The sequence below is a fragment of the Enterobacter sp. PL_is514 genome, from assembly GCF_055816715.1.
Map to the genome: position 1 here is coordinate 475,942 of NZ_JBVPGN010000036.1, position 14,150 is coordinate 490,091.

Genomic DNA, 14,150 nt, shown 5'->3' on the forward strand with positions numbered 1-14,150 from the left:
GGGCATTCTCCTTTTTCTTTCAGCAGGTCGGCTTAATCGCGGCTGGCGAAGCCCAGGATGCTCAACAGGCTGACGAAGATGTTGTACAGCGACACATACAGGCTCACGGTGGCGCGAATATAGTTCGTCTCACCGCCGCGAATGATGTTGCTGGTTTCAAACAGGATCGCGCCGGAAGAAATCAGAATAAACACGGCGCTGATCGCCAGATGCAGGGCAGGCAGTTGCAGGAAGATGTTGGCCACCATACCCACCAGCACCACCACAACACCCGCCATCAGCATGCCGCCGAGGAAGGACATGTCCTTACGGGTGGTCAGCACGTAGGCCGAACAGCAGAAGAACACCAGTGCAGTACCGCCCAGCGCCATGCCGATAAGATCGCCCATACCGGCAGACAGATATGCGTTCAGCATCGGCCCCAGGATGTAGCCCAGGAAGCCGGTGAAGGCAAACGCGGACAGAATACCGACCGGTTTGTCAGCGGTTTTGTAGGTCAGGAACATCAAACCATACATACCCACCAGGGTCAGGATCAGCCCCGGAGACGGCAGCATCAGCACGGTGCTGGCGGTGGCGGTGATCGCGGAAAACGCCAGCGTCAGGCTGAGCATGAAATAGGTATTGCGCAGCACCTTGTGGGTGCTGAGTAGCGATGTGCGGTCGCGTGAGGAAGTAATTATACGATCCATGAGTCACTCTCTTATGACAGATGTAATTAACGGAAAGAATAGGAAACGGCGCGTCACTCTCAAAGTGGTTTTACCCATCTTTACTCAGCAGGTTAGCGCGGGAGCTGGTTGTTTCTTCTGCATAAATACGTTTCACCAGTATGAACAGCGGTTTGACGCGATTAATCAGATCAACCTCTTATAGGTTACTGAAAATTATTGCGTTATTACCATAAGGCCGCTAAGAGTTATTTCCGGATCGTCACAAAAACAGACAATAAGGCGAAGGAAATGAAACCACAAACACGCACGCGCTTTACGCTCTCTTTGTTAACCGCCGGGATCCTGTGCGCCAGCACGACAGCCTGGGCGGCTAACGTGCCGGCAGGAACGCAGCTGGCCGATAAGCAGGAACTGGTCAGGAACAACGGTAATGAGCCCGCTTCGCTCGACCCGCATAAAGTCGAAAGCGACGTCGAATTCAATATTATCAGTGATTTATTCGACGGACTGGTCAGCGTTTCCCCGTCGGGGGACATTCAGCCACGGCTGGCGGAAAAATGGGAGAACAAGGACAACACCGTCTGGACGTTCCATTTGCGTCCGGGCATCACCTGGAGCGACGGCACTGCCATTACCGCGGAAGATGTGGTCTGGAGCTGGCAGCGTCTGGTTGATCCTAAAACCGCTTCACCGTATGCCAGCTATCCAGGCAACATGCACATCGTAAATGGTGCGGACATCGCGCAGGGGAAAAAAGCCCCCGATACGCTGGGCGTGAAAGCCATTAACGACACCACCCTGGAAGTGACATTGACGCAGCCTAACGCGGCGTTCCTCGCGATGCTGGCGCACCCGTCGCTGGTGCCAGTGGATAAAGTGCTGATTGGCCGCTTTGGCGACAAGTGGACCAAGCCTGAACATATCGTCACCAGTGGGGCCTATAAGCTATCCCAGTGGGTTGTCAACGAACGCATCGTGGCGGAGCGTAACCCGCGCTACTGGGATAACGCGCATACCGTGATTAATAAGGTCACCTATCTGCCTATCACCTCCGAGGCCGCAGATGTGAACCGCTATAAAGCGGGCGAAATTGACATTGTCTACACGGTGCCGATTAACCAGTTTGCCCAGCTCAAGAAAACCCTGGGCAGCCAGCTGGACGTTTCACCTCAGCTTGCGACCTATTACTACGAATTCAATACCACCCGTCCGCCGTTCAACGACGCGCGCGTGCGCAAGGCGCTGAACATGGCGCTCGATAAAGACATCATTGCCGGAAAAGTATTAGGGCAGGGGCAGCGCCCGGCGTGGCTCATCAGCCAGCCGGATATTGGCGGCGTTAAGCTCCAGAACCAGGATTACGCCAGCTGGCCGCTGGACAAGCGCATCGCGGAGGCGAAAAAGCTGCTGAACGAGGCCGGATATAATGCCAGCCATCCTCTGAGCTTCAACCTGCTCTATAACACCTCTGAATCGCACCAGCGCATCGCGATTGCGGCCAGCTCCATGTGGAAGAAAAACCTCGGCGTGGACGCGAAGCTGCAAAATCAGGAGTGGAAAACCATGCTGGATACCATGCACACCCACAATTTTGACGCGGTGCGGTACGCGTGGATTGCCGATTACGACGATGCGGCGACCTTCCTGAACAACTTCCGCACCGGCGACAGCGAAAACACCAGTCAGTACAGCAATCCGGAATACGACCAGGCGCTGCTCAATGCCGCAAAAGCCAAAACTGCGGAAGAGCGGGGTAAGTACTACCAGCAGGCGGAAGATCTGCTGGGTCGTGATGTGCCTGCCATTCCGGTTTATCACTATGTCCGCACGCACCTGGTTAAACCGTGGGTCGGTGGATTTACGCCGGATAAGCTCGGATACTATTACACGAAAGACATGTACATCAAAAAACACTAAGCCTGTGCTGATAAAATCGTCGATGTGTCGTCAGTTCAACCGATTAAACACGTTTTGACTATTTTTACAGCGAACGAGTGCCACCACTCTTTACAGCACGCGGTGAGGTGTTTATAGTTCGCCTCACTTAGGAAGTGTGGCCGAGCGGTTGAAGGCACCGGTCTTGAAAACCGGCGACCCGAAAGGGTTCCAGAGTTCGAATCTCTGCGCTTCCGCCAGATATAAACCCCAGGTTACTCGTTAACCTGGGGTTTTTATTTTTGTCTTAACGCGGATTTGCCCTTCACCAGACTCTGGCCATCCCTTCGCTTGCCGGGCGAACGAGCGTAAAACCAAATTTTGCATAAAGCTCAGGAACATCGGCCATTAAGCAAACGTACGCTCCTTTACAGGCGTGGTTATCCAGCCAGGCAACAAGCGTTTCCATAATGATTCTGCCCAGCCCTTTCCCCTGATGAAGCGGATCAACCGCGACGTCGACAATATCAAAATTCAACGCACCATCCCCCACGATGCGCCCCATACCGACCGGTTTTCCCTGAAACACTATATGCATGCCATAGCAGCTGCCGGGCAGCGCTTTTTGTGCCGCTTCCAGCGGGCGAGGGCTAAGACCCGAGATCTCGCGCAGCCGGCAAAACGCTTCTGCAGTGGGGACGGTTTCAACCACGGTATAGTTATCAGGCATAAGAGGAGCTCCAGTCGGTGTTCAGTAAAGGGTTTCAGTCTGGCAGTAAAATTGACGAAAGACGATTTTACGGACCGATCCCGTTCACACTTTTAACTTCCCGCTATTCCCCTGTAAAAAACAGGCGTTATCATTCACCCCGTAAATACCTTTTTATCTCTTACCGAGGCTTTGATGCTGGAGAATGTTTTCATCAGATAATCAGCTTCCCGCCCTTTTCAGGACGGACTGGTTATCGCTGCGCTTAAACCTTACGCACGCACCTGCGGGTGTGGGCTCGTTTTTACGCATGATGATTACACAGGTTTTCCAGTATGAATTTATCCCGTCAGGAACAACGTACCTTACACGTTCTCGCCAAAGGTGGACGTATTGTGCACGTCCGCGACAGTTCTGGCCGCGTCACGTCCGTTGAGTGCTACACCCGCGAAGGGCTGGTGCTGAGCGACTGTACGCTCAGCGTCTTTAAAAAACTCCGCACCAAAAAGCTGATCCGTTCCGTGAACGGGCAGCCTTACCGAATCAACACCACCGGGCTGAACAACGTTCGTGCCCAGCTGGATAATCGCTGAGCAGAATAAATAACGCCACCCTCGGGTGGCGTTCATGCATTGAACGGGATATCGTGGAGGAATGTAGGCCGGGTAAGCGCAGCGCCACCCGGCAAGAAACGCGGCGTTATGAGCGAATAAAAGCCAGAATGTCCGCGTTGATGGTATCCGCATGGGTGGTATGCATCCCGTGCGGGAAGCCCGGATAAATTTTCAGCACGCTGTTCGCCAGCAGCTTGTCCTGCAGCAGGGCAGCATTTTTATAAGGCACGACCTGATCGTCATCGCCCTGCAACACCAGAACGGGAACCGTGATGGTTTTCAAATCTTCCGTCTGGTCGGTCTCTGAAAACGCCTTAATCCCCTCGTAGTGGGCCTTAGCGCTCCCGATCATCCCCTGACGCCACCAGTTCTGGATCGTGCCCTGTGAAACGTCCGCGCCATCGCGATTAAAACCGTAGAAAGGACCGCTGGCAACGTCGAGGTAAAACTGGGCGCGGTTAGCCGCCAGCGCTTTGCGGAAGCCGTCGAAAACCTCAATAGGCGTGCCGCCGGGGTTAGTTTCGGTTTTTACCATCAGAGGGGGAACGGCGCTGACGAGCACCGCTTTGGCGACGCGCCCCTGCGGTTGGCCATACCGCGCAACATAGCGGGCGACCTGGCCGCCGCCGGTAGAGTGACCGACGTGCACGGCATTACGCAGATCCAGGCTTTCAACCACGGCTGACGCATCGGCCGCATAATGATCCATATCGTGGCCTTCACTCACCTGGTCCGAACGCCCATGACCACGGCGATCGATAGCGATAACGCGATAGCCTTCTGCAAGGAAGAAGAGCATCTGGTTATCCCAGTCATCGGCACTCAACGGCCAGCCGTGGTGGAAGACAATAGGCTGGGCCTCTTTTGGGCCCCAGTCTTTGTAGTAAATATTGACGCCGTCTTTTGTGGTTACGAATGCCATACCGCAGACTCCTCTGTTAAGAACAACACGCCCCCTAAAGTGTAGGAGAAATCACAAAAGCGGTTGGTTTAATTCCGGTGATGGATATTCATTTTGCGTCTGGGCTCTGGCGCGATGCGCCAGAGCCTTCAGGACAGGATTAACAGCAGGGGCGTTTAACGGTTTTCTTCAATATAGCGGGCCAGGTCCGCCGGGGTTTTCAGCACTGTCGCCACGTCAGTTGGCGGGATCATGCAGCCGTAAACGTCCTGCACTTCCAGCACCATATCGACTGCCAGGATGGAGTCGAGAATGTCGGATTCAATCAGTTCATCGTGAAAGCCCACCTTACGGGATAACACTTTTTCGAACAGGGCGAGAATTTCTTGTTCCATAATTTTTCCTGGAGTCATTAATTTGTGCGGGCGTAAGCGTCCAGCAGCTTGCGGTCAATTTTGCCGTTAGGATTCAGCGGCAAAGCGTCTTTTACGATAATTTGTGAAGGCACCATATAGTGGGGAACCACCTTTGACAGCGAGGTTTTGATGGTATCCGGCGCCAACTCCGTCACGCAGAATGCGGCAATGCGCAGCACGCTGCCGCAGGATTTCATCAGCGGCAGAACCACCGCTTCGTTGATGCCGGACATCGCCAGCAGGCGGTTTTCAATCTCATTGATTTCAATACGGTAGCCATTCAGTTTGACCTGGCTATCGTTGCGGCCCTGGCAATAGATAAGCCCCGCTTCATAGCCCAGATCGCCTGTCCGGTAGCCGCGAAATGCTTCATTTTCCCGACGGAGTAATTTTTCTGCATTCTCCTGCGGCAGGCCGAGGTAGCCGCGCATGACGTTTTTACCCCAGATAATCAGCTCGCCCTCAGAGGAAATTTCCATTCTGCTCTCAGGCATCATGACCCCCACCGGCAGCACGGCGCTGTCGCTGTTCAGGATCTCATCCGTGATTTCAACCACGGTCGTCGCGATGGTCGCTTCCGTCGGGCCATAGGAGTTGATGATTTTGGCCTGCGGGAAACGGCGGCGGAGCTGTTTAACCAGCGCCTTATTTAACACTTCACCAATAAAGATAAAGACGTTGAGCGCAGGCAAATACTCGCTGTTGAACTGCGGGGAAAGCAGCTGCTGGTATGCAAAAGAGGGGGTGGAAACCCAGGCGGAGACCGCGTTGCTTTTCAGTCGCTCCAGCCAGTTCTCTTTCTGAATATCCTCTTTGGCGTTCAGCACAATGTGTCCGCCCATCGCCAGATTCGCCAGCAAAGGGATCAGGGAGAGGTCAAAACTGAACACCGCGTGGTTCATCAGCACCGGTTTTTCCGGCAGCGAAAAGTCCTGGCTGACCCATTTCATGAAGTGCCATACGCTTTCACGCCCAATCTGCACCCCTTTAGGCTTGCCGGTGCTGCCTGAGGTAAACATGATATAGGCCAGATCCTGCTCCTCCAGCACCTTGCCTGGTTCACCCGTGGCGATGAACTGCCGGGTCGCGACGTCGTAATAGTAAGGGGCATTGGCCAGATGGCAGATCTCCCGCAGGCGCTCCTGTGGGTAGATGCAGTCCACCGGGATGTACGGAATGTTGTGCAGCAGACAGCTATAAATCGCCACGGCGAACTCGGCCTGCTGGTGTCCGTACAAGACGACCGGCGTACCGGCATCAGGCTGGCAACGCTGATAGCGCTGTGCCCAGTCCGTCACGGCAGCAGAAAGCTGTAGCCAGCTTAAGGCTTCGTCGCTGCCGCTGATGGCCAGTTGCTGCGGGGAGGCGGGATCGCATAATGCCGTACGTAAGAAATCCTGCAGTTCCTGAAGATCGGAGTGATTTTTCATAGAGGTGACATTCCACTAAAGATGTAAAGGGATCCCGCGGCGCTTCCCAGCGTCAGAATTCTCCCTAAAAACGCAACGGCCGGATACTGCAAACCGCGGTGCAATGCCGGGCTGCGCTTGGCTGACCACAGCAGCATGTTATGAGTAACGGAAATCGCGCCAAACAGCGCGCCGCTGATGACGTAATGGCGTTCCAGGCCATTCCATGCCCCCATGCAGAACAGGGTGCAAAAAATACCGATATTTTGCGCCAGCGTTTTGTTCTGACGGAAAAAGTTGAACTTCATCAGGTTCATATAGACGGGCATAAAGACCACATCGCGCAGCCATTCAGACAAACTGATGTGGAAGCGGCGCCAGAAGTCCTGCGGGTTCTTTGCCAGAAGGGGCATATTGAAGTTTGCCGGAATGTTCAACCCAAACAGGCGGCCCGTACCGATGGCCATATTGCTGTAGCCCGCAAAATCAAAGTAGAGGTAGGCGCTATAGGCAATCGACATCACCACGCCCACGGTCAGCGTAAACGGCTTATGGCTCCAGGGCTGGACGACAAGTGAATCAACCAGCATGGCAAACAGGAACTTCTGGATAATGCCGGTAATGATTTGCTCTAACGCGACCAAAAACTGTTCACGGTTAAGGGCAAACACGGGCTTGCTGACGTCACTCATCCATGTCCGCCAGCGGTACATCGGGCCTGCCAGGATGATAAAGGGCATAAACAGATAGCAGAAATAGTGCAGGAAATTCTGGCCTTCTTTTTTACTGCGATAGAGCAGCACGTCCACTGCGCGGAACGTCATAAAAGAGAGGCCGATCATGCCGAGATGATGATTAACGTGTAATTTCACTAAAAATAAAGGAAGCAGCGTTAATACAATAGCTTGCCAGGTTTTTAACCATCCTTTTTCTTTTAACGCGGCGACAAGGTAAAAACTGATAAAAACGACCGCGGGAACACGGTAATCACCCTGAAAAATATAGCCCCAGCCTAATGCAGCCAGGACAGATAAGGCCGATAAATAAGTCAGGCGATGACGTAATACGCGATTGACCAGCGCAAACACCAGAGCGGATGAAAACAAATAGACAAAAAACATTCCTGAGCTATACATCATTCGGCCTCAGAACTTTTGATATTCAAAATGCAGCTGCATACTCATGCTGTCATCGACAGAGGTCCACGCGACGATAGTGATCGCCAGCAGGAGATAAAGGAAAAAAAGACGGATCGCGATTTTCATTATTTAAAGCTCTGTGCAATAAAGCGAATCATAGGAACCCAGGCCAGTTCGGAAGGGTGCAAACGATCCCAGTTCCAGCCATTCTGATAAGGCATGGCGTACATATCTAAATAAGGGATCTGGTTCTTTTCCAGAATGGTTTTAATTTGCTTATCAACCGGGCGGAAGGTATCGGTATTGTAAAGCGCCCAGGGGTTAACCGGGTCGACGATAGCAATTACCTGCACGTGACGTTCCTTCAGCAGCTGGACGGTTTTACTGAACGCGGCGATTTGCGCAGGCACGACCGGCGTGTCATCCCACTGCTGCCGCGTACCGTCCTCTTCGTAAATCGTTTTGTCCATCCACAGCGTGGCCGCGCTTTGCTGGCGTTTTTTATTTAACTCGCGCGCGTTCGCCAGCTCTTTATCCCAGTCAGGGGTAATGTGGGCGCTGGGCTGCTGCGGCCACGGCTGTACCGTCTGGGGCGTGACGTTGAGCAGCGCCAGCCAGTCGTTTTTTATCATTGTGCAGACGTTCGCAAACTGGAAGCTCAGCTCGTCCCACATCAGATCGGGGTGCCAGCCAAAGACGCGCATTTGGCCAAAGGTTAAATGGCTTATCTCTTTACTATTAATATGCTTTAAATAATTAACCAGCAGCGGGCGCGCCTGCGGGTCCTTCATCAGCGGATTAAAAATAGAACCGGGGAAATTATCGGCATAGATAGCCGGTGGCAGCCCTTTTGAGTAAAAGCTGTCAGGTGCCAGAAGTAAAACAACTTTACTGTTTGCGTTAAGGCTATTTTTAAAACGCGAGAACAGTAAAAACTGCGTTTCGTCATCGACAAACGCATCGCCATACGCCACAACGGGTGTGTGCAATTGCTTATTAAAGTAATTATATACAGCGTAATGTTCATCTTCTGAGGTGGCAACCTCAGACGCGCCAATGAAGAAAATCGCATTACCTTGTAAGGCATGGGAAATAGTCGCAATTTTTTCCGCTTGTTCTTTCGGCGTGCCCTCCATTGATTTAATCAGCGGCTGGAAGGTGAGGGGCGGATCGAAGCTCGTCACCAGCGGGTGAACACACAGGAACAAAATGGCCAGGGTCGCCATCAGGATATGTAAGCAAAGCGTATTTTTGATTTTCATCATCAACCAGTAACACTGCATGGCAGTAATTTCTAAAATCTGTCGGTACTCAGATTTATAACAATTACACAACAAATGGCCGTCTATTTTTGTGGCATTCTATACCAGAGCGATTTAAAAGGATGAGCGTTGCTGTGTAACGGTATGTACAAGGGAGCAGAGACCGATGCGCGGCAAGCGTCTGGGTGATTTTTGCGCAGTCAAACGCCGGTGGCTAAAAATAGAAAAATTCCTGCTTTACAAGGCGCTAATAGATGTTTATAGTGCGCCTCACTTTGGAAGCGTGGCCGAGCGGTTGAAGGCACCGGTCTTGAAAACCGGCGACCCGAAAGGGTTCTAGAGTTCGAATCTCTACGCTTCCGCCAAATTCGAAACCCAGATCGTTATGCGATCTGGGTTTTTTGTTTTGAGCCGGTTTCTGCTTGCGTGCTGAAGAGGCGCTGGAACGGTGCTCTGGCATCCGTCACGCGGGTGCGCCGCTGATCAAAAGACGTACACAGAACCCTGTTCTATTTTTAGCACAACGTTTTGTTTTATATTTTTTAACGTCCAGCCCTATGCTATTCCTGTTTTTAATGGCCATATGATTTTTCATATAATAAGACGCTGTCTCCATTACACGAGGCACAAAAGAGAACAGGTTCTTAATAATCTTTCATGTTTCATTTCATTTTCTGCAAGTAGTTTGGCCTGACGCGCAAAACTCATTAAATCATGGTGTGGATCACTGCCGACAGAGCATAACTAAAATATAATGGCGGTATCGTTCTGAAGCAGGGTTTATTCGCTTCAAAAAATTACTGTTACCCACCATGAATGGAAGACATGATGAGAGGAAAAATCCCCAAGAGCGAGTTGCTGGTGACGTTCGAAGTTGTGGCGCGTCACGAAAGCTATACCCGCGCGGCAGAAGAGCTGGCGTTAACGCAGAGTGCAGTGTTCAGACAGGTGACGGCCCTGGAGGAGTTTTTACACACCTCATTATTCAATCATGCCAAAAAGCGGATTTTTCTGAATGCAGCAGGCAAGCATTATTTGAATATCGTCAAAGAGACGCTTAATAAGCTGGAACGCGATACAAATATGATAATGTCCTGGCAGCCTGCCGTTCAGGTTGTGGAGCTGGCGGTAAATCCCACCTTCAGTACGCATTGGCTGATCCCTAATTTATGGGAGTTTAATAAATTAAATCCTGATATTATTGTTAACATTCACTCGCTGGCCAATATCGGCGATTTTTTAAATCGCGAATACGATGCAGCTATTATGCGTGCCGATTTTTGTCCCCCGTGGTCGGAAGTCGATTATTTATTTGAAGAGGAGATCCTGCCGGTCTGCAGCCGAAGCTTGCTCCCCAGCGCGGAGCAGAAGCTGGGGGTTGAGGAGCTGCTCAGTGAGTTTCCGCTGTTACACCAAAGCACTCGCATCAATGGCTGGCAGGAGTGGTTTGCGCTGTCCGGTATCACCAGTCCGGACGTGAATCTTGGCCCGCGTTTTGACCTCCTCTCGATGCTGATTGCTGCAGTACGATCGAATCTTGGGGTCGCGCTGCTTCCCCGCTTCGCCATCCAGCATGACCTGGACTGCGGCGAGATGGTGATCCCCTGTGATGTTCCTATCCGCACCGGCAACCGCTTCATCATGACGTGGCGGGAGGAAAAGGCTCAGTCCCTGCCGTTACAAACCTTCCGCGAGTGGCTATTACAAAAATCAGTGGTATCGCCGGCCGCGTAATAACACCGGATGGCGGCAGTGCGGCGCGCCATCCGGTACCGACATGCTTACCAGTCAATGCCCTCCTGCGCCTGAATACCGCTGTCAAATGCGTGTTTTACCGGGCGCATTTCGCTGACCGTGTCGGCAAGCGCCAGTAACTGCGAGTGACAGCCGCGTCCGGTGACGATCACAGTCTGCTGCACCGGACGGTTCTCAACTGCCGCGATCACCTCCTGAGTATCCAGATAGTGATAAGCCAGCATATAGGTGAGCTCATCCAGAACCACCAGGTCGTAGCTCGGGTCAGCCAGCATGCGCTTGCTCTCCTGCCACACCGCCGCTGCGGCCTGAATATCCGTCTCCCGGTTTTGTGTCTCCCAGGTAAAGCCGGTGCCCATAATGTGAAACTCGACGCCGAGCGGATGCAGGGTGTTGTATTCACCATTATCCCACTGGCCTTTAATAAACTGCGCGACGCCAACGGTTTTACCGTGGCCGACGGCACGCGTCGCCGTACCGAAGGCGGCGGTGGACTTGCCTTTTCCGTTGCCGGTGAAGACGATCAGAATGCCTTTCTTCTCTGTTGCCGCCGCCACGCGGATATCAACCTGCTCTTTGCGCTTTTGCTGTCGTTGGCGGTGTTTTTCTGCGTTAGCTCGCGCTTCCATAGTGGCTCCTTAATGTCCGGCAGGGCAGGATGCACAGCGATGCTGCTGCTCAAACTGGCTGAAGAAATTATTCCCTTTGTCGTCAACCAGCACAAAGGCGGGCAGATTCTCGACCTCCATCATCCATACCGCCTCCATTCCCAGTTCGGGATACTCAAGGCAGCGCAGGCTTTTCACATACTGCTGCGCCAGCAGCGCCGCCGCACCGCCGATGCTGCCGAGGTTGAAGCCGCCGTGCTTATGGCAGGCATCGGTAACCTGCTGGCTGCGGTTGCCCTTGGAAAGCATGATCAGGCTTCCGCCTGCGGCCTGGAAAGCATCGACGTAGCCGTCCATGCGCCCGCCGGTGGTCGGACCGAGGGAGCCGCAGGCCTGATTCTCCGGTGTTTTCGCCGGACCGGCGTAATAGACGATATGGTTTTTCATGTACTCCGGCATCGGCTCGCCGTTATCCAGCCGGGCTTTGATTTTTGCGTGAACAATATCGCGTGCGACCACGATCGGGCCGCTTAACGACAGCCGGGTGCCGATCGGCAGGGCAGACATATCGCGCAGGATCTCGCGCAGCGGGCGGTTCAGGTTGATCTGTACGGTTCTGGCGTCGTGTTCCTCACGGCTGGCGTCGGGGATGTATTTCCCTGGGTTATGTTCCAGCTTCTCCAGCCAGATACCGTGCTTGTTGATTTTCGCTTTGATATTGCGGTCGGCGGAGCAGGAGAGCGCCATGGCGACAGGGCAGGAGCCGCCGTGACGCGGCAGGCGGATGACGCGAATATCGTGCGCGAAATACTTGCCGCCAAACTGGGCACCGATGCCGAATTCGCGGCTGGCGTTGAGCAGCGTGGCTTCCAGCGCCGTATCGCGGAACGCCTGGCCCAGCTCGTTCCCGCTGGTGGGCAGGTTGTCATAATATTTTGTTGAGGCCAGCTTCGCCACCTTCAGCGCCTGGTCGGCAGAGAGGCCGCCGACCACAAAGGCAATGTGATACGGTGGGCAGGCCGCGGTACCGAGCGACTTCATCTTCTCGATCAGGAACGCGGTGAGCTTCTCCGGCTGCAGAATCGATTTCGTTTCCTGGAACAGCGCGGCTTTGTTAGCCGATCCGCCGCCTTTATTGACAAACAGGAAGCGATATTCGCTCCCCGGCGTCGCGCTGATGTCTATCTGCGCCGGCAGGTTGGTTTGGGTATTAACCTCGGTATACATGTCCAGCGGTGCGTTTTGCGAGTAGCGCAGGTTACACTCGCTAAAGGTGGTATAAATCCCTTTGCTCAGCGCTTCGGCATCATCACCGCCGGTCCAGACGTGCTGGCCTTTGCTCGCCACAACGGTGGCCGTGCCGGTATCCTGACAGTTTGGCAGGACGCCTTTTGCCGACACTTCGGCGTTGCGCAGCAGCTGCAGGGCGACATACTTATCGTTACTGCTGGCCTGCGGGTCGTGCAGAATGCTGGCTATCTGCGTTAAATGTCCGGCGCGCAGGAAGAATGAGGCTTCATAAAAGGCCTGCTGGGCCAACAGGGTCAATGCCTCAGGCGCCACCTTGATGACCTCTTCGCCCTCTAACTCCGTCACCGTAACGTGTTGCGTGCTGAGGAGTTCATATTCCGTCGTATCGTTACTCTGAACAAACAGTTCCTGCCAGACAAATGGTTTAGACATAGTACTTCTCACTTTGTGGTTGTTTTTGCCGGGCGCTGGCGCAGTTGCCGCGCCCGGCTGACAAAATCACAGTCAATGGGCTAAAAAGAGGCTGGCCTGCGTCGCCCCGGCAACATACGCAATCGTCTGCTGGGCGCGGACGCTATTCCCGGCGGCATCCAGCGGTGGCGAGTAGACCGCGATGGCGTATTGACCGGGCACGATGGCAACCATGCCGCCGCCGACGCCGCTCTTCGCCGGGATCCCAACGGTGTACAGCCATTTGCCGCTGCCGTCGTACAGCCCGGCAATCGCCATTTCCGCCAGAACCTGCGGCACGTAGCGTTCATTCAGCAGTTGCTTACCGTTGAAAGGCGATTTGCCCTTGTTCGCCAGCACCGCGCCCATTTTGGCGAGCTGCTCAACGGTGATGTCTACGGAACACTGGCGGGTGTAGATTTCGACGGCTTCACGGGTATCGCCATAAAAGCTGTTGTAGGAGGCCATCAGCATCGCCAGCGCCTGGTTATGCTGATTGGTTTCCATTTCCGATTTGAACACCGGCTCGTTGACGGTCAGCGAGGCATCCGCCCACGCGTTCAGGTTATTGAGGATCGTGTTCCAGCGGTCGGTCTTATCTTTCGCCTCAATCAGGCTAACCGTGCTCATCGCCCCCGCATTCACCAGCGGGTTTTCCGGCGCACCTTTGGTCAGCTCAATGGCTAAACCGGAGTTGAAGGGCAGACCGGTCGCACTGGCGCCGAGTTTATCCAGCACCTCCTGCGGACCGCGCTGCTCCATCGCCAGCGCCAGGGTGAAAACCTTGCTCAGCGACTCCATTGGAAACGCTTTTTTCACGTCGCCAACCTGGTAAATCTTGCCGTCGACCGTGGCGAGGGTGATGGCGAAATTGTCGGGGCTATAGGTCGCCAGGGCAGGGATGTAGTCGGCGACCTTCCCCTCATGATTACCTTTGAATTTTTGGTGAGCCTGTTCAAGCAGCTGCGCATAGTCCGGCGCGGTTTGCGCCAGCGTGGCAGCGCTAAACATCAGGCTGACGGATAAGAGGCTGACGCCGAAAATGTTTATCTTCATGGGGCTTTCCTGTACATCGGAAGACGAAAGG

At 53.7% G+C, this 14,150-nt stretch carries 13 protein-coding genes and 2 tRNA genes; 5 read left to right on the plus strand and 10 right to left on the minus strand.

Annotation, left to right across the window (positions count from 1 at the left end; translation table 11 throughout):
- Window positions 1-32: 32 nt before the first annotated feature.
- Window positions 33-692 carry an FtsH protease modulator YccA gene (yccA, locus tag AC0TNG_RS22535; RefSeq protein WP_023335168.1) on the minus strand — a complete coding sequence of 220 codons (660 nt, stop codon included), beginning with the start codon at window positions 690-692 and terminating at the stop codon, window positions 33-35.
- Window positions 693-962: 270 nt separating this feature from the next.
- Between yccA and AC0TNG_RS22540 the strand changes: the two genes are divergently transcribed.
- Both AC0TNG_RS22540 and AC0TNG_RS22545 read left to right on the plus strand, forming a co-directional pair.
- The gene (locus AC0TNG_RS22540) at window positions 963-2,591 is read left to right on the plus strand and encodes an ABC transporter substrate-binding protein (protein ID WP_473713120.1); all 1,629 of its coding nucleotides are present in this window, start codon (window positions 963-965) and stop codon (window positions 2,589-2,591) included.
- A 130-nt stretch (window positions 2,592-2,721) separates the two neighbouring features.
- Window positions 2,722-2,809, plus strand: a tRNA-Ser gene (locus AC0TNG_RS22545).
- A 65-nt stretch (window positions 2,810-2,874) separates the two neighbouring features.
- Here AC0TNG_RS22545 and AC0TNG_RS22550 read toward each other — a convergent pair.
- Window positions 2,875-3,279, minus strand: a complete 405-nt coding sequence (locus tag AC0TNG_RS22550; protein ID WP_024907748.1) for a GNAT family N-acetyltransferase — start codon at window positions 3,277-3,279, stop codon at window positions 2,875-2,877.
- A gap of 314 nt (window positions 3,280-3,593) precedes the next feature.
- Between AC0TNG_RS22550 and AC0TNG_RS22555 the strand changes: the two genes are divergently transcribed.
- Window positions 3,594-3,851: a YjhX family toxin gene (locus AC0TNG_RS22555; protein WP_021240841.1), complete on the plus strand. Its 258-nt coding sequence runs from the start codon at window positions 3,594-3,596 to the stop codon at window positions 3,849-3,851.
- A gap of 106 nt (window positions 3,852-3,957) precedes the next feature.
- On the opposite strand, the gene AC0TNG_RS22560 is transcribed toward AC0TNG_RS22555, so the two are convergent.
- From AC0TNG_RS22560 to AC0TNG_RS22580, 5 genes are all read right to left on the minus strand, one after another.
- Window positions 3,958-4,794, minus strand: a complete 837-nt coding sequence (locus tag AC0TNG_RS22560) for an alpha/beta fold hydrolase (protein ID WP_024907746.1) — start codon at window positions 4,792-4,794, stop codon at window positions 3,958-3,960.
- A gap of 155 nt (window positions 4,795-4,949) precedes the next feature.
- Window positions 4,950-5,168: an acyl carrier protein gene (locus tag AC0TNG_RS22565; RefSeq protein WP_008499867.1), complete on the minus strand. Its 219-nt coding sequence runs from the start codon at window positions 5,166-5,168 to the stop codon at window positions 4,950-4,952.
- Window positions 5,169-5,185: 17 nt separating this feature from the next.
- Complete coding sequence (locus AC0TNG_RS22570; RefSeq protein ID WP_473713121.1) at window positions 5,186-6,619, minus strand: AMP-binding protein; 1,434 nt, start codon at window positions 6,617-6,619, stop codon at window positions 5,186-5,188.
- Window positions 6,616-7,734, minus strand: coding sequence for an MBOAT family O-acyltransferase (locus AC0TNG_RS22575; protein ID WP_473713186.1), 1,119 nt, complete (start codon window positions 7,732-7,734; stop codon window positions 6,616-6,618). Before AC0TNG_RS22575 ends, AC0TNG_RS22570 begins: the two co-directional genes overlap by 4 nt.
- 128 nt (window positions 7,735-7,862) lie before the next feature.
- The gene (locus AC0TNG_RS22580) at window positions 7,863-8,999 is read right to left on the minus strand and encodes a D-alanyl-lipoteichoic acid biosynthesis protein DltD (protein WP_473713187.1); all 1,137 of its coding nucleotides are present in this window, start codon (window positions 8,997-8,999) and stop codon (window positions 7,863-7,865) included.
- A gap of 277 nt (window positions 9,000-9,276) precedes the next feature.
- Here AC0TNG_RS22580 and AC0TNG_RS22585 point away from each other — a divergent pair.
- Both AC0TNG_RS22585 and AC0TNG_RS22590 read left to right on the plus strand, forming a co-directional pair.
- A tRNA-Ser gene (locus AC0TNG_RS22585) sits at window positions 9,277-9,364 on the plus strand.
- A 463-nt stretch (window positions 9,365-9,827) separates the two neighbouring features.
- Window positions 9,828-10,733 (plus strand): LysR substrate-binding domain-containing protein, encoded by a 906-nt coding sequence (locus AC0TNG_RS22590; RefSeq protein ID WP_048989940.1) that lies wholly within the window; start codon window positions 9,828-9,830, stop codon window positions 10,731-10,733.
- Between the two features lie 47 nt (window positions 10,734-10,780).
- Here AC0TNG_RS22590 and cobO read toward each other — a convergent pair whose 3' ends face one another.
- The 3 genes from cobO to glsA form a co-directional block, all read right to left on the minus strand.
- A complete protein-coding gene (gene cobO, locus AC0TNG_RS22595; protein ID WP_024907741.1) occupies window positions 10,781-11,383 on the minus strand; it encodes a cob(I)yrinic acid a,c-diamide adenosyltransferase in 603 nt (200 codons plus the stop codon).
- Between the two features lie 9 nt (window positions 11,384-11,392).
- Window positions 11,393-13,045: a class I fumarate hydratase gene (locus AC0TNG_RS22600; protein WP_048989936.1), complete on the minus strand. Its 1,653-nt coding sequence runs from the start codon at window positions 13,043-13,045 to the stop codon at window positions 11,393-11,395.
- A 72-nt stretch (window positions 13,046-13,117) separates the two neighbouring features.
- On the minus strand, window positions 13,118-14,119 hold the full coding sequence (gene glsA, locus AC0TNG_RS22605) for a glutaminase A (protein WP_024907739.1): 1,002 nt from the start codon (window positions 14,117-14,119) through the stop codon (window positions 13,118-13,120).
- Between the last annotated feature and the right edge of the window lie 31 nt (window positions 14,120-14,150).